A 14,621-nucleotide genomic window follows, 5' to 3' on the forward strand; every position below is an offset into this window, starting at 1 on the left:
GTCTTCTTACTCATCCGTGGGTGGGTTGGGGCAGGGTGGGTGGTCGTGTCCGGCCGGGTAGGGTCGGTCGGTGTCCTCCGAGGCTGAGCAGGGCCATCGAGATGAGCGCGTCGATGTTGCGGAAGCCGTACGCCATCCGGATGATCAGGCGGATCTTGGCGTTGGTGCTTTCGACCAGGGCGTTGGACAGGCCGTGGTCCAGTGCCGCGTCGATCGCGTCGCGGTGCCGGACGATCCGTCGTGACAGGTCGACGAACGCCGGGATCCGGCAGCGTCGGGCCCAACTGATCCATCGGTCGATCGCTTCCCTGCCCGCCTGGCCCTTGACCGTGAACGCATATCGCAGGCCCTCCTTGAGTAGGTAGGCACGGTGTAGACGCGAATCGGTCCGGGCGATCCACGCCAGTTGGGCGGTCTGCTTCTGGGTTAGGTTCTCCGGGTTCTTCCACAACGCCCACCGGCAGCGTTTCAACTCCGCTGACACACCCCGCCCACCCGGCCCGCCCTTCGCCGGACCCCGGACCCGGCCCACGGCGTTGTTCCACGCCTGCCTACGCACCACGTCCAACGCGTCCACAGCCCAGGCGACCACATGGAACGGATCAGCACACCGCACCGCCTGCGGACACCGCCTGGCCACCACCCGTGCGATCCACGGCGCCCCATCAGCCGACACCAACCGCAACGCCGCACACCGCCGCGGACCCAGCAGATCGAAGAACAGGTTCAACGTCGCCTCGTGACGGCCCGGATGAACCCACAACAACCGGCCACTGTCATGGTCAACCACGACCGTCAGATACTTCTCACCCCGCCGGTACGAAATCTCATCGATCCCGATCCGGGTCAACCCCGCAAACCGATCCACCGCACCACCGGTGTCAGCCCACACCCGCGCCACGATCGCGCCGACCGTCGACCACGCCACCCGCATCAACTGCCGCACCGCCGACTTCGACGCCACCGTCGCAAGCCACGCCACCATCTCGTCAAACGCCAACGTGTGACCCACCCCGTGCCGTGCCCACGGCACCGCCGCCACCACCACCCCATGCACCCGACACGACACCCTCGGCGCATCCGCCTCGATCACCACCCGAACCGTCCCCAGATCCGGCGCCCTCCACCGACGCCGCCCCTCACCCGGTCATAACCCACACACCGCCGCCGACACACCCCACACCGAGACCTCGCCCCCGCATGCAACCGCACATGCGCCACCACGAACCCGCCCCCATCACCCCCTCCTCAGACCACTCCACCCGCTCCACCACCGCCCGCTCAACCCCGAGCAACCGTTGCCATACCCTGACACCACGCATGCCGTTCCCCGATCCCTGGAACTCGACCCTCGACAAGCCGAGAACCTAGACCGGGAACGGCATGCGCCACACACACCACACCAAACACACCCACAGATAAGCGCGAAGACCCGAATCCGCTGTCCCGTTGCCGGACTGGACGACTGCTGTTCACCCTCCGGTGCCGCCTACTGTGCGGTAGGGCCGCGATGGTGTGGGGCGACGTGCCCACTGACCTGGCTGGTCGGTGGACGCACGCACTGACGAGTGCGAGGCGCTCGTTTACCGTGCAAGGGAGATTCGAACCGTGCCTGTCCCTCGATCGACGCGCCGTTTCAGAGCATGGGGGGTGGCCATCTCGATGGCGGTCGCCCTCACCGCGACGGCGCTCGTTGCCCGGCCACATGCCGCCGCGGCCGAGACCCCACTTCCCGCGACCGAAATCCCGTCGCAGATCTCGATGCTGTACGGCCCGGAGGGATCCGGGCCGGTGTCGATGCGCTTCGCGTGGGTGACCGACCCGGACGTCACCAGGTCGGTGGTGGAGTACGCGACGAAGGCGTCGTACGACGCGACCGGCAGGCTCGACCAGCGCGTCGAGGGCCGCTGGGAGCGTGCCGACATCAACGTGACCACCAGCCAGCCGATCAACGGCCACAAGGTCGAGGTCGAGGGGCTGGCCCCGGGCACGGAGTACGTCTACCGGGTCGGCGACGGCGGCTCGCTGGTCAGCGAGGTCGCCTCGTTCACCACGCGGGAGACGAACGTCGAGGAGTTCTCCTTCCACTGGTACACCGACCCGCAGATGAACGACTACGAGGGCTATGTGGAGACCCTGGTCCCGGCGATGGATCGGGCCTTCGCCGAGGTCCCCGACCCGGCGTTCATGCTGTTCACCGGCGACCAGGTCAACAACAGCTACAAGTCCGAGCAGTGGGACGGCTTCTTCAAGGCGCTGGAGCCCCGGACGGCGAGCACCCCGACGTACTTCACGATCGGCAACCACGAGTACGAGGGCAATCCCGGCGACGGCTACCTCGACTGGGAGTCGCCCGACCCGTACTTCACCAACTTCGCGGCCCGTACCAACGTCCCGGCGAACGGCCCGGCCTACTTCGGTGCCGCCGGCGGCCGGCCGACCGCGGTCGGCGAGGTGGCCAAGACGCTGCGTGACACCGCCTACTACTTCGAGCACGGCGATGCCCTGTTCGTGGTGCTCAACCAGTTCGACCAGCTGACGCTGTCGGAGCTGCGGCCGCAACTGGACTGGCTGAAGACGGTGGTGCAGGCGTCGGACGCGAAGTGGAAGATCGCGGCCTACCACCACGGCCCCTACCTGGGTCGACGCAACCACCCGTCGAACTACCGGGAGATCACCAACGCGTTCGACCAGGCCGGAATCGATCTGTCGATCTCCGGGCACGACGGCATGTACCTGCGTACCCACCCGATGAAGGACGACCTGGTCGTCGGGGCGGGCAAGGGCACGACGTACATCACCGGCGCCGCGGCCGGCGACGGGCAGGGCTACACGTGGAACCCGCAGATCGCGGGTGACTACACCGCGGTCTACAAGGACAACCAGGAAGCCAGCTACCAGACGGTCTCGGTGTCGGCGGAGCGGATCGCGATCACCTCCACCAGCCGCGACCCCCAGACCGGCGCCTACAGCGTCAACGACACCGTCGAGATCACCCAATCCCTGTCCTCCTCGCTGGCGGACTGGGTGCCGCCGGCCTCGCCCGAGCCCGTGCTCGACAAGGACTTCCCGCCCCTGGTCGAGGGCACCTACCAGATCAGCACACCCGAGCAGTTGCGGTACGTGAGCAACAACTTCGGCGACGGGTTCGGGCAGCTGCCGCTCGACGGTCGCTACGCGCTGACCCGGGACATCGATCTGCAGCAGCTGCGCGGGTTCCGCCCGCTGGGGCTGCCGGCCGGCAACGCCGGCGACGCCGGCCCGGGCTTCACCGGAACCTTCGACGGCGCGGGCCACTCGATCACCGGTCTCAACCTCGGATACGACCAGGGTTGGGAGCTCGACGGCAAGCCCTCGCCCAGCGGGTTCGTGGGCCGGCTCGGCGCGGGCGGCGTGGTCCGCGACCTGGGACTCGGCGACGTCAGCTTCCGTGACACCGAGGGTCCGGTCGGCGGCGTCGCCGGCGTGGTCACGGGCGGCACCCTGGAACGGGTCTTCGTCGCCGGCAGCGTCGACGGCGCCCAGGACACCGCGGGCGGCCTGATCGGCGTGCTCGACGGCGGCTCGGTGACCGACTCGTACGCGACGGTGAACCTGGACGGCAAAGCCACCACGGCAGGCCTGGTCGGTGAGATCACCGGCGCGTCGACCGTCGCGCGCAGTCTCGCGGTCGGCGCGGTGATCACCACCGGGAACGCCGGCGGTGCGGTCGGCGACGTACGGTCCGCCGATGCCGTGCTCAGCGGCATCGTCGCGGCGAACCGGGCGGTCACCGGATCGACGGCCGGCATGCTGTTCGCCACCGCGGTCGCCGAGGCGCGTGTAACCGGCAACGTCGGGTGGGCCGACGTGCCGCTGACCGGCACGAAGGCCGAGCAGCGTGGCATCCGGGAGCTCACCCAGGGCGAACTCACCGTCCGGAACACCTACCAGGGTCTCGGCTGGGACTTCGACACGGTGTGGGCGTGGCAGCCGGCCACCAGCTCCGCCGTCGCCTACCCGTATCTCGCCGGCCTGTCCGGTCAGGTCAACACGCTGCCCTTCACCAGCAAGGCGGCACTGGCGGGTCTGTTGGCCACCGTGACGGGGGAGAACGCCCCGAACCCGGCCGGGTACACGCCGTACAGCCTGCAGTTTCTGACGGCGGCCATCGACGCCGCCGGCGTCGTGCTGAACGACCCGTACGTGTCGCAGACCAGGGTCGACGCGGCCGTCGCGGACCTCACCACGGCCATCAGGTTCCTCAACCCGATCGCGGCGCAGAAGCAGTTCCGGGCCGCGAGCATCGCGGAGCTCCGCTTCCGCATCGCCGAGATCGGCAGCGGCGAGGACACGATCTGGATCACCGGGGACATCGTCGCCGACGACAGGGGAGGAGCGATCCAGGTCGATGCCGGCAAGATCCGCCTGGCGGCGGACGAGCCGACCACGCTCACCGCGGTGGGCAACGTCTACTTCAACGTGGACGGTGCCGAGCTGACGATCGGTCCGAAGCTGACGGTCGTGCAGGGCACCGACAGCACCGCGCTGGCGGCGTTCTTCATGCTGCGCGGCAACGCCCACCTGGCGGTCCAGGACGCGACGGTCCGGTCGGACGCCACGATGTCGGGCTCGCAGGGCGTCATCGTCATCGAGGGCTCCGGCCCGACCGTCACGATCGACCGCTCCACCGTCAGCGGCAAGGGCGCCCGCACCACCTACGCCTACAACGCGGGCCCGCTGTTCACGATCACCGACAGCACGGTCACCAACACCAACACCGCGCTCTACCGCGGCGACTACGTGCTGAACGGCACCACGGTGATCACCGGCAGCACCGGTGGCGGTGCGGCGATCCACGACTTCCGCGACAGCGAGGTCGCCGGGACCGTCGCCGACAAGGTCGTCACGCTCACCAAGGCCGGCACCGGGCCGGCGGTGGCCGACCCGACGTACACGATCACCTACGTCGTGACCGGGCCCGGCGCCGCGGCGCCGGTCGACCTCCAGGGTGCCGTCGCCTACACCGAGCCGATCGCCCTTCCCGAAGGAGGCACGGTCTGGGCCGCCCTGACCCACGCGGGCCGCCACGGCATCGTCAGGTCCATCGTCGTCGAAGGACCCGGAGGCCCGGTCGACCCGGCGCCGGACTGCCGTACGGCCCAGGAGCAGGCCAAGACGGCGGCGAAGGCCGTGGACAAGGCTGCGAAGGACGTCCAGAAGGCCGAGACGAAGCTCCTGGACGCCGAGGTCAAGTTCGAGAAGAGCCTGGCGGCCGGCAAGCCGGCCCAAGCCATCAAGCAGGACGAGGCGAAGGTCGCCAAGGCCAAGGTCCAGCTCGAGGAAGCCAACGCCACGCTGGCGACGGCCGAGTCGGCCCATGCGGCCGCTGTCGCCCAGGTGGCCGCTGCCTGTCGATGACACCCACCGCAGCGACGCGGGATCCGGGGCCGTCCACGCCAACGCGTTGGGCGGCCCCGGCCCTTCTGTCCCGGTGGCGGCGGCGCCACCCGGCATGCCGGCCGGGGGCGCGTCGCCGGACCCGGGCGGCATGCCGGCGCGAGCCGGATCAGTCCGCCTCCGCCGCGGCATCCGTCAAGGCGTCGATCAGGGCGCGTGGTACGGGCTGCGCCAGCGAGACCTCCCGCACCGCGACGTGGATCGCCCGCACCGGCTCCGGGTGGCGCACCGGGCGGACGGTGACGCCCGGATGGCGGGTCCCCAGCCCGAGTCGGGGAACGAGACCGACGCCGAGACCGGCGGCGACGAATCCCTGCGCCGTGGCGTAGTCCTCCGACTGTGCCACGAAGTCCGGGGTGAAGCCGGCCGCGGCGCAGGCGTCGATGATGGGTTCCAGACAGGGGCCGGCCGGTTCGCTGCCGACCCACGGCTCGCCGGCGAGGTCGACCAGGTCGATCACCCGTCGGGCGGCGAGCGGGTGTCCGCCGGGCACCACGGCCCGGTACGTGTCGTCGTGCAGGTGCACCACCCGGATGCCCGGGGGAGGGGCGTCGCCGGGGCGGCGGACCACGATGGCCAGGTCGGCGTCGCCGCGCTCCACGTCCGGCAGCGGATCGCCCGAACCGATCAGCCTGGGGTCGATCGTCACCCCCGGGTGCTCGCGCCGCAGGCGGGCGAGAGCGGGTGCCAGCAGGGTCGGCCCGACCGAGGCGAAGTAGTGGATCGTCAGCCGGCCGGTACGCCCCGCCCGCAGGTCGGCCAACGCGGTCTCCGCCTCGGCCACGTACCGGCCGATGACGGCCGCGTGCCCGGTGAGCAGCCGACCCGCGGCCGTGGGCCGTACGCCCCGACCGACCCGTTCGAGCAGCGCGATCCCCACCTCCTTCTCCAGCGCCGCCACCTGCTGGCTGACGGCGGAAGGTGTGTAGCCGAGGTGAGCCGCCGCGGCGGTCACCGACCCACTGGTGACGACCGCCCGCAACACCTGCATACGTCGCACGTCAAGCATGTAGCAGAGCTTAATAGTCGTACAGAATCTTTTGCTTTTCCTATCGGGTCTGATCCGGCACCGTGGCACCGTGAGCAGGCTACGAACGTGGACCCAGGTGGGCGGGCTCGCCCTGCTGTGGGGATCGACCTTCCTCTGGATCGACCTGGCCCTCGAGGCCATGACCCCGGTCCAGGTCACCCTGGCCCGGTGCGCACTCGGAGCGGCCGCGCTGCTGGTCGCGTGCCTCGCCTCGGGACGACGGCTGCCTACGCGGGGAGCGATCTGGGGGCACATCGTCGTTGCCGCCTTCTTCTGCAACGCCCTGCCGTTCGCCCTGTTCAGCCTCGGCCAGCAGACCATCGACTCCGCGGTGGCCGGCGTGATCAACGCGACCACCCCGCTGTGGTCGGTGCTCATCGGCCTCGTCATCGGCACCGAACGCGGCCTGCGGCCGGTCCGACTCCTCGGACTCCTGCTCGGCTTCACCGGGGTCGTGCTGATCCTCGCTCCCTGGCAGTCGACCGGACCGGTCGGCGGCGGTGTTCTGGCCATCGTCGCCGCCGCGGCGAGCTATGCCGTCGGCTTCGCCTACCTGGGCCGCCACCTGGTCGGCAAGGGCATCCCCACCATCTCGCTGTCCGCGGCGCAGCTCGTCACGGCGACCGCCCTGACCACACCGCTCCTGCCGGCCGGCGGCCTGACACCGATCCGCCTCGGCACCCGGACGCTGATCGTCGTCGTGGTCCTGGGCGTCGTCGCCACCGGAGCCACCTTCCACCTCACCTACCGGATCATCGCCGCCGAGGGCGCCACCAACGCCGCCGCGGTCGGCTACCTGCTGCCGGTCGTCGCGGTCGCACTGGGCGTCATCGTGCTCGGCGAGGGCCTCAGCCCCCGGATCATCGCGGGGATGGTGGTCGTGCTCGGCGGAGTCGGTCTGATCCGCCGACACCAGCGGCCGCCGTCGGCACCTGCACCGGCACTGGCCGCGCAGACTGGCTGACCCGCCGTCCCCGGGAACGACCGGTGCAGGAGGCGACGCGTCCCGGCCCGGGGCGACCCGGGCCGGGACGACGTACGTCAGCCGGACCGCTCGGCAGTGCTGCGCTCGACGCAGAACTCGTTGCCCTCCGGGTCGGCCAGCACCACCCAGCCGCTGCCGTCCGGCCGCCGGTGGTCGGCGATCTGCGTGGCGCCGAGACCGAGCAGGCGTACGACCTCCTCGTCCCGGGTGCGGTCGGTCGGCTGCAGGTCGACGTGCAGCCGGTTCTTGACCTGCTTCGGCTCGGGTACCCGCAGGAAGAGCAGTACCGGACCGGTGCCGTCGCCCGTCGGGGAGAGCAGCACCTCCGGATCGCCGGGGTGATCGTCGTCGCCGAGCCGGTAGTCGAGCGCGGCGGCCCAGAATCCGGCAAGGGCGTACGGATCGGCACAGTCGAAGTCGATGTGCCGGATGAGCGAGGTCATGGTGATCCTCCACGTATGGATGGAGCGCCTCGCCGGATGGGCAGGTTGTCAGCGTGGGTGGCGAGGCGCGGGCATGGACTGGCTGAGCATCGACCGCACCTCCCTTCACCGATCATGGCTGACCGGCCATGATCATCGCACAGCGACCGCACCGGCCACGGTCCGGGTCTGGCCCGCGTCCGCCGGCATACCCCGCCCGGGCCGGACCAGTCCCACCTCCGCCCGCCCGGTCGCCGCTCCCCGTTCCGGCTGATCCCTACTCCCCGGTGGAAGCGGTCGGATTCCTGGTGGGAGCGGTCGGAGTCGTCGATGTGCCCACCGCCGCTGGCGTGGCGACGACCGGCGTCGTGTCGGCCGGCGGCACCGTTACCTCCAGGCCGCCGCCGCCGGGCTGCGCGACTCCGCAGACGAGGTCGGTGGGCACCTTGCGCTGAGCCGGCGGCCGGACTGCGCCTCGCTGTAAAGTAAGCGGTTCAGTCGATCAGCTTCCAAATAGGACTTTGTCAGGGTCGGCCCGAGGTTCTACCTCTCCGATCCGTATGGTCCCGCTGGATGCTCGCAGGTCCCGCGCCGCGATGCCGCGCGCCACGGTGACGAGTTGCCGGCGGCGCTCGGCGCCGGCCATCCATCGACAGGAGTGTCATGCACACCCTGATAGTCGTCGTCCACCCCGACGAAACGTCCCTGACCCATCAGGTGGTCGATCGTTTGGTCACCGGACTTGCGCCCCTGAGTACCGCCGTGGCAGACCTGGCCGCCGAGAAGTTCGACCCGCGCTTCACGCTTGACGACCACCTCGCCTACAACGGCGCGCGCGGACTTCCCGCCGATGTCCTGGACGAACAGCAGCGGCTCGAGCGTGCCCAGCATCTCGTAGTGGTGTTCCCGGTGTACTGGTGGTCCATGCCCGCCCAGCTCAAGGGATGGTTCGATCGCGTGTTCGCCGACGGCTTCGCCTATCGAAGCACCGCCGCGGGAGTCGCTCCGGCGCTCCAGTGGCTGACCATGCACTTCGTGCCCATCGCCGCCACGAGAGCAGAGCCCTTCGCCCGGCGCGGGTACGAATCGGCCCTGCGTACCCAACTGGAACACGGCATCGTGGACTACTGCGGGGGCGTACGCGGAACCTTCGCGCTGATCAACGGCTCCCAGGGGACCACACCCCTGGCGATGGTCGACGCCGCCGTGGGTCGGGTCATCGACAAGATCCGGACGGACCCACGTGCCCTGGGGAGGCATGAGCGCGCCCGCGAGGTCTAGACATCGGCGGCAGAAGGTTCGGGCCGTTGCTGCGTTCGGGCGGCGAGTACGGTGCGCAGCCGCAGCGCTGCGCCCATTGCCGGCACGCCAACCAGGGCGAGGACAAGGAAGGTGTCGGAGTAGGCGGCGGCGAGCCCGGTGTCGAGGGGGTTGACCGCCTCGCTCGCGCCTGACTGCCGGACAGACAGGACGACACCGAACAGTGCGGGTCCGGCGCCGGCGCCGAGGAACTGTGCACCTTGGAAGATGCCCACTCCGGTGCCGATGTGTGCCGGCGGCAGTAGCTGGCTGACCGCGCTGGTGACCGGAGTCACCACGAGCGCGAACCCGGCACCGAGGGTGAGGATGGCCAGGCCGGCGAGCACCGGGGAGGCGCCGGCGATGGTGGAGAGCACGAGCATGGAGATCGCGATGACCGCGAGTCCGACCAGTGCCACGGCGCCGCCGTTGACCCCTCTGGCGCCCAGCCGCCCGACCAGTGGCGAGAGTACGGCCAGCGCGATCCCGCCGGGGATCATGACCAGACTGCCCTGGGCGGGGGTGAGACCGTTGACCTCGATGAGCAGCAGAGGCAGCAGCACCAGGGCGGTGAGGTTGACCATCATGGCCAGGAAGATCACCGAGACCGCGGCGAGATAGCCGCGGTGGGCGAACAGCGACGGCGGTACGAACGGCTGCGCGGCGGTACGGGTACGCCAGGCGACCAGCCCTCCGGCCAGCAGACCGGCCAGCAGGGGACCCCAGGACGCCGACCCGGTGAACCCACGGGTGCCCTCGGCCTGGGTGATGCCGAACAGGACCAGTCCCGCACTCGCACCGAGCAGGGTGCCGCCGAGCACGTCCAGTCGGCCGCCACGTCGGGTCGGGGGGTCGGTCAGGACGCGCCGGATCGCCGGGATCAGGAGCACGGCAGCGATCGTCATGATCCAGAACAGGGCGCGCCATCCCAGCGCCTGCCCGAGACCTCCGCCTATGGCCGGACCGAGCGCCGTCCCGGCACCGCCGGCGGCGGCGATGAACCCTACTCCGATCGCGCTTTTCTCCCGGGGCAGCAGCCGGACGGCGGCGACGATGACGAGCACCGGGATGGCCGCGCCGCCGGCACCGGTGAGAATGCGTCCGAGCACGAGAAGCACCAGGTTCGGTGCTACGGCGCAGATGAGGCTGCCCGCCGCGAAGGCCGCCAGGGCCGCGGTGAACAGCAGTCGCAACCCGTACCGGTCGGCCATGCGGCCATAGATCGGAATACCGACCGCGCAGGCCAGCAGGAACCCGGTCACCAGCCAGGCCACCTGCGCGGTCGAGGCGGCGAACTGGTCGGCGATCGAGGGCAGGACGAGGGAGACCATGTCGCTGGTGATCGGGATCAGCAGCATCGCCGGAACCAGTACCAGCAGTAGCCGCGGCAGAGGCACCGTCGCATCGGCGGCCGGATTGACAGGTGAACCCACGGCGACTCCGTTCATCGGCAGAACTGTAACTGCTGGGGTTGCAGTTATGGGTACGGCAAAACCGCCCAGCCGCGGGCCGGGCGGGGGAGGGGTTATCGGTCGGCGGCGGGGCCGGTTCGCTCGCGGCCCAGTACCCGGTCGAGCATGTCCGCGATGCTGGTCTGCGTCAGGCGCTCTTCCATCGCCGACTGTGCGGCGGTGAACTCGTTCTCCAGCAGGGCTTGCATGTGGCGGCCGATCACGCAGTTCCGGCTCGGCGGATGGGCATGGGTCGGCAGGATCGAGGTGCCGTCCTCGACGGCCGCGTAGGCATCACGCAGTGTGATCCGCTCGGCGGACCGGGCCAACTGCCACCCTCCGCCGCTGCCCTCCAGGGCGGTGACAAGACCTTTGGCCTGAAGCATGCCCAGGATGCGGCGCACCAGAACCGGGTTGCTCTCCAGACTCTCGGCGATCTTCGCCGACGGCTGCAGCCCGTCATCGTGCCACCTGGCCAGGAAGGTCAACGCGTGGACCGCGACCGCGGTGCGGGTACTCAGGCTCATCCGATCCCTCTCGTGGCCGATCGGCTCGCCCACGTCATGACCGCGGTTCCGGCGCCGGGGCGGGGCAGGCTGCGCGGCATCCGGCGAGTCAGGCCGTTCACGCGGGCCGCGATGCTCACCTGCGCAACGGCGGCGAGGACGCTCGACGGCTTCACGAACTGACACTAGCACGATTGCAGTTGCCTGCCGACGAAAGAAGACCGGCCAGACGCAGGAATCGTCTGCCGGGCGCCCGTCCGGCCTCGACGGCGTACGGTTCAGGCCCGGCGCCCGCCGCGGCCGCGGGCCAGGGCCGACCCGCCGAGTACGACGCCGGTCAGCCCGAGAAACAGGGCGGCGTAACCACCGACGATGCCGTTGCCGGTGCCGGGACCACCGTCGGCGGTGGCGATCACGAATCCGCCGGCGACGGCGCCGAACGTCCCGGCCATCAAGGCGAACACCGGTCCTCGGCTTCCGCCCCGCGCGCGGCCGGTCGAGCGGGCCAGGGCCAGGCCCCGGTGATCGCTCCGACGAGAGCCACGACCGCGGCGACGGTCGCGATGACCCGGTCGGTGGTCGGCGTGCCCGCGCCGACAGTGGACGCGGCGAGCAGGTGAGTGGTCAGCATGACATGGTCCTCGGCTTCCTCGCGGTGGTCCACGTGACGGTGGTGTCGTCGATCGTGTCCGCCGTACCCGCGACGTGTCGTCGTGCCAGCGACGACATTCGACGCTGCCACGTCCGGGCGATCCCACTGGTACGGACGCGGGCGGCACCGCGGCGGACTGCCGCACGCGTGGTACCGCACCACTGCCGCGTTCGTACGACTCGCCCGTGCCGGGGTGCGGTTAGGGTGCCCGCATGAGCCGCGCACGGATCGACGCCCGGGACTGGCTCATCGCCGCCGGTGTCGCGGTGATCCTGCTCGCCATCGGGGTGTCCGGTCACCGCGAAACAACAGGCGGACCGATCAGCGAGGTCGCCGTCGAAGACCTGCTCGGCCTGGTGCTGCTGGCCGCCGGTGGGCTCGCGCTGGCCTGGCGTCGGCGTGCGCCGATGACAGTGTTGGCCCTCACCGGGCTGTGCGCGCTCGGGTATCAGGCAGCCGGATTCGATGCGTTCGCCGTGGCATACCTGGTCGCGGTGTACGCGGGGCGCCGCATGGTGACCGTGATCATGCTGGGCTCGTCACGCCACAATCCTGGTGATCGGTACGGGTCGCCGATCTCGGCGCCGTGGCTTTACGGGCATCGGTGGTCTGCGGCGGCCGGACTTCCTCACTACCCCTGGGACGACGACCCGGGATCCGTGGGTCTCGCGCAGTAGGCGAGTTTCTCCAGCGGCCTAACTGATCGGCTCGTCGAGTCGCCAGGTTCGTACGACGGTGGGGATGCTGGACGCGTCATGTCCGTCTGCCGCCAACCGGGCGTCCAGCCCGTCGAAGTACACGAGCTGATCGTCGTCGGTCCACCACTCGACACAGAATCCGCTCGCCCTGTCGAGCCGACGCAGGTTCGGATGGTGATCGAGCAGCATCTGTCGGTGGGCGGTGGCGTCGGCCGGCAGTTCGGTGGACCGGAGGTTCTGGCGGCCGGCGTGGTCGAGCAGGGAGTCGCACTCCAGGAAGTGGTCCAGCGACGGGAACACCTGGGCTTCGGCCTCGAAGAGGCCGAACCACACGGTGCCGTCCGGACGGATGAAGCCGTAGCGGCAGCCGTCCGGCGCGGTGTCCGTGATCGCGTAGCCGAAGCTGATCTGTCGCTGGTCACGGTCAATCTCGAACACGGGCTCGAAGACGATCTCGCTGGCGCGAAACGGGCTGCGGTACGTGAGCCCGGAGTACCGCCGCTGGATATCCCGCAGCAGCGTCAACGCGCGTTCGTCGAGGTACCCGAGCGCAGCGCTCATCGCCGCCCGGCACATGTCGTCGTCCGGGCCGAGGTCGACCACCGTCAGCCGCGCATGCTTGGCCAGGAAGGCTCGTGCCCGACTGCTGAGCGGAGCCGCCACCTCGAGAACGTGCGCCACCGTTCCATCCTCCAACAGCACGAGCCGCGGCGAGAACGACCCGGCATGCGTTCTGCGGCATCGGATCAGCGTCGTGGCGCTGATGGCCGAACTTGTCAGGCCGCGATGCGCGCTCTGCGGCCGACTCACCAGGAGCAGCCGTCTGCGATGAGGCCCGAACGACAGATTCGTCCAGCTCGTGGTCGGACCGCCGCGGTCCGACCGACGCGACGGACTCGACGGCGGGGCAGAATCCGATCAAACGCGATGCCGTGGCGACCATCCCGTTGGTCGACGGCAACCTGCGCTGGGTCTTTCCCGGGCTGGAGCACACCGGCGAGGTGCTGGACCTGGTGCGTCAGGCTGATGCTCAGATCCGGCTGCTGGCTGGCCACCTCGGGGGCCGTGCGAGCGGGCCGGGCAGCGGGATCGAGTTCCACCGTCTCGAACTAGGACAGGCCTCGTTGTTCGGCTACGCCGAGGCCGGCGACGTGTCGTTCGTCGTGCAGCTGTGGTTCCCGCGCCGGTGCGCCTGGGACCTGAGCACCGGACCGCCGTGGGAGGTGAACGGTGAGGTGACCGTTCGGTGCGACGCCGGCGTCGACTGCGGACCGCACTTCATCGAAGAGCTGACGCCGCGGGAGTTTGATTCGCCCACGGATGCGGCGAGGGCGTTGGCGGCGGCCGCCAGCTGGCTGCGGCAGCGCGGAACGGCCGAGCCGGTGTATTCGTGGCGAATGCGTGATCCGCGCAGCGGCCACGACTGAGGGTTTGGCCAGAGCCAGGTTTCGGTCCATGTCGCGCGATGGGTGGCTTCCGTACGACGTCGAATGGCTGTGGCGCGTCGACGCGGACACCGTGGGCTGCCAGCGGGTGATTCAGCAGGTACCGCGACTATGGACAGGGCGGCGCCGAGACAGGCGGCCGACGACGTAGGAGGACGGTAGGGTGACGTCAAACTCCTGCAGGACCCCGATGTTGATCGCAGCCGTCCATGTCATCTGACCAGTGCGGCAACGTCACCAGGGCGACATCCACCCGCACCGTCTACGGACTGTTTCGCTGTCCCGGTGACCGCTTCTATCGCCCGAACCTCAGCGCAGGCCGGGCATGTTCGCACCGCATCGTCGCGCCCGAGTGAAGGAGAACGCCATGCGGCCACAGGTCCGAGCCCGGCGAGGCGCACTCGCCGCACTGCTCGTCGTACCAACCATCGTCGTCGCGATCGCCACCCCGGCCAACGCCGCCACCGTCCTCAACCGGTTCGAACGCAGTTGCTATTTCGGCTGCAGCCCTTGGGTGCAGGTCAACGGCCCCTACAACGCATCCGTCGGAAGTGACTGCGTCACGAAGTCGTGGACCGGCACCACCACCGTCCGCAAGCCGGCACCAGGCGCCCGGTGCTGACGACCTTGTGTACGGCAGGGCGCTGAGCGCCGGCCGGTCCGGCGGTGTGGTGCCCGGGATGTGGATCCTGGG

13 protein-coding genes and 1 pseudogene are annotated in these 14,621 nt (G+C 70.0%); 6 read left to right on the plus strand and 8 right to left on the minus strand.

Annotated elements, in window-relative coordinates:
• Positions 1–10: 10 nt before the first annotated feature.
• Positions 11–1,322: pseudogene (locus tag Prubr_RS26320) on the minus strand (ISL3 family transposase).
• Between the two features lie 328 nt (positions 1,323–1,650).
• Between Prubr_RS26320 and Prubr_RS26325 the strand changes: the two are divergent.
• Positions 1,651–5,400, plus strand: coding sequence for a purple acid phosphatase family protein (locus Prubr_RS26325; RefSeq protein ID WP_212817606.1), 3,750 nt, complete (start codon positions 1,651–1,653; stop codon positions 5,398–5,400).
• A 148-nt stretch (positions 5,401–5,548) separates the two neighbouring features.
• Here Prubr_RS26325 and Prubr_RS26330 read toward each other — a convergent pair whose 3' ends face one another.
• The gene (locus tag Prubr_RS26330) at positions 5,549–6,448 is read right to left on the minus strand and encodes a LysR family transcriptional regulator (protein WP_212817607.1); all 900 of its coding nucleotides are present in this window, start codon (positions 6,446–6,448) and stop codon (positions 5,549–5,551) included.
• A 70-nt stretch (positions 6,449–6,518) separates the two neighbouring features.
• Here Prubr_RS26330 and Prubr_RS26335 point away from each other — a divergent pair, with 70 nt between their 5' ends.
• On the plus strand, positions 6,519–7,433 hold the full coding sequence (locus Prubr_RS26335) for a DMT family transporter (protein WP_212817608.1): 915 nt from the start codon (positions 6,519–6,521) through the stop codon (positions 7,431–7,433).
• Between the two features lie 77 nt (positions 7,434–7,510).
• Here the strand turns inward: Prubr_RS26335 and Prubr_RS26340 are convergent, their stop codons facing one another.
• Positions 7,511–7,897 (minus strand): VOC family protein, encoded by a 387-nt coding sequence (locus tag Prubr_RS26340; RefSeq protein ID WP_212817609.1) that lies wholly within the window; start codon positions 7,895–7,897, stop codon positions 7,511–7,513.
• 642 nt (positions 7,898–8,539) lie between these two features.
• On the opposite strand from Prubr_RS26340, the gene Prubr_RS26345 reads away from it, so the two are divergent.
• A complete protein-coding gene (locus Prubr_RS26345; protein ID WP_212817610.1) occupies positions 8,540–9,157 on the plus strand; it encodes an NAD(P)H-dependent oxidoreductase in 618 nt (205 codons plus the stop codon).
• Here Prubr_RS26345 and Prubr_RS26350 read toward each other — a convergent pair.
• From Prubr_RS26350 to Prubr_RS26365, 4 genes are all read right to left on the minus strand, one after another.
• The gene (locus tag Prubr_RS26350; protein ID WP_212817611.1) at positions 9,154–10,608 is read right to left on the minus strand and encodes an MFS transporter; all 1,455 of its coding nucleotides are present in this window, start codon (positions 10,606–10,608) and stop codon (positions 9,154–9,156) included. The genes Prubr_RS26345 and Prubr_RS26350 overlap by 4 nt on opposite strands.
• 92 nt (positions 10,609–10,700) lie before the next feature.
• Complete coding sequence (locus Prubr_RS26355) at positions 10,701–11,186, minus strand: Rrf2 family transcriptional regulator (protein WP_212817612.1); 486 nt, start codon at positions 11,184–11,186, stop codon at positions 10,701–10,703.
• A gap of 224 nt (positions 11,187–11,410) precedes the next feature.
• A complete protein-coding gene (locus tag Prubr_RS26360) occupies positions 11,411–11,596 on the minus strand; it encodes a DUF6223 family protein (protein WP_246567663.1) in 186 nt (61 codons plus the stop codon).
• Entirely contained in the window at positions 11,584–11,796 is a 213-nt protein-coding gene (locus Prubr_RS26365) for a hypothetical protein (RefSeq protein WP_212817614.1), read from the minus strand. The genes Prubr_RS26360 and Prubr_RS26365 overlap by 13 nt, the downstream gene beginning before the upstream one ends.
• A gap of 200 nt (positions 11,797–11,996) precedes the next feature.
• Between Prubr_RS26365 and Prubr_RS26370 the strand changes: the two genes are divergently transcribed.
• Positions 11,997–12,461 (plus strand): hypothetical protein, encoded by a 465-nt coding sequence (locus tag Prubr_RS26370; RefSeq protein ID WP_212817615.1) that lies wholly within the window; start codon positions 11,997–11,999, stop codon positions 12,459–12,461.
• 18 nt (positions 12,462–12,479) lie between these two features.
• On the opposite strand, the gene Prubr_RS37130 is transcribed toward Prubr_RS26370, so the two are convergent.
• Complete coding sequence (locus Prubr_RS37130) at positions 12,480–13,163, minus strand: hypothetical protein (protein ID WP_246567666.1); 684 nt, start codon at positions 13,161–13,163, stop codon at positions 12,480–12,482.
• Positions 13,164–13,414: 251 nt separating this feature from the next.
• Here Prubr_RS37130 and Prubr_RS26380 point away from each other — a divergent pair, with 251 nt between their 5' ends.
• Both Prubr_RS26380 and Prubr_RS26385 read left to right on the plus strand, forming a co-directional pair.
• The gene (locus Prubr_RS26380) at positions 13,415–13,909 is read left to right on the plus strand and encodes a hypothetical protein (protein ID WP_212817616.1); all 495 of its coding nucleotides are present in this window, start codon (positions 13,415–13,417) and stop codon (positions 13,907–13,909) included.
• A gap of 385 nt (positions 13,910–14,294) precedes the next feature.
• Positions 14,295–14,549: a hypothetical protein gene (locus Prubr_RS26385; RefSeq protein WP_212817617.1), complete on the plus strand. Its 255-nt coding sequence runs from the start codon at positions 14,295–14,297 to the stop codon at positions 14,547–14,549.
• The last annotated feature ends 72 nt before the right edge of the window (positions 14,550–14,621 follow it).

Origin of the sequence: Polymorphospora rubra (assembly GCF_018324255.1) — a bacterium.
In the GTDB taxonomy this organism is placed as follows: Bacteria; Actinomycetota; Actinomycetes; order Mycobacteriales; family Micromonosporaceae; genus Polymorphospora; species Polymorphospora rubra.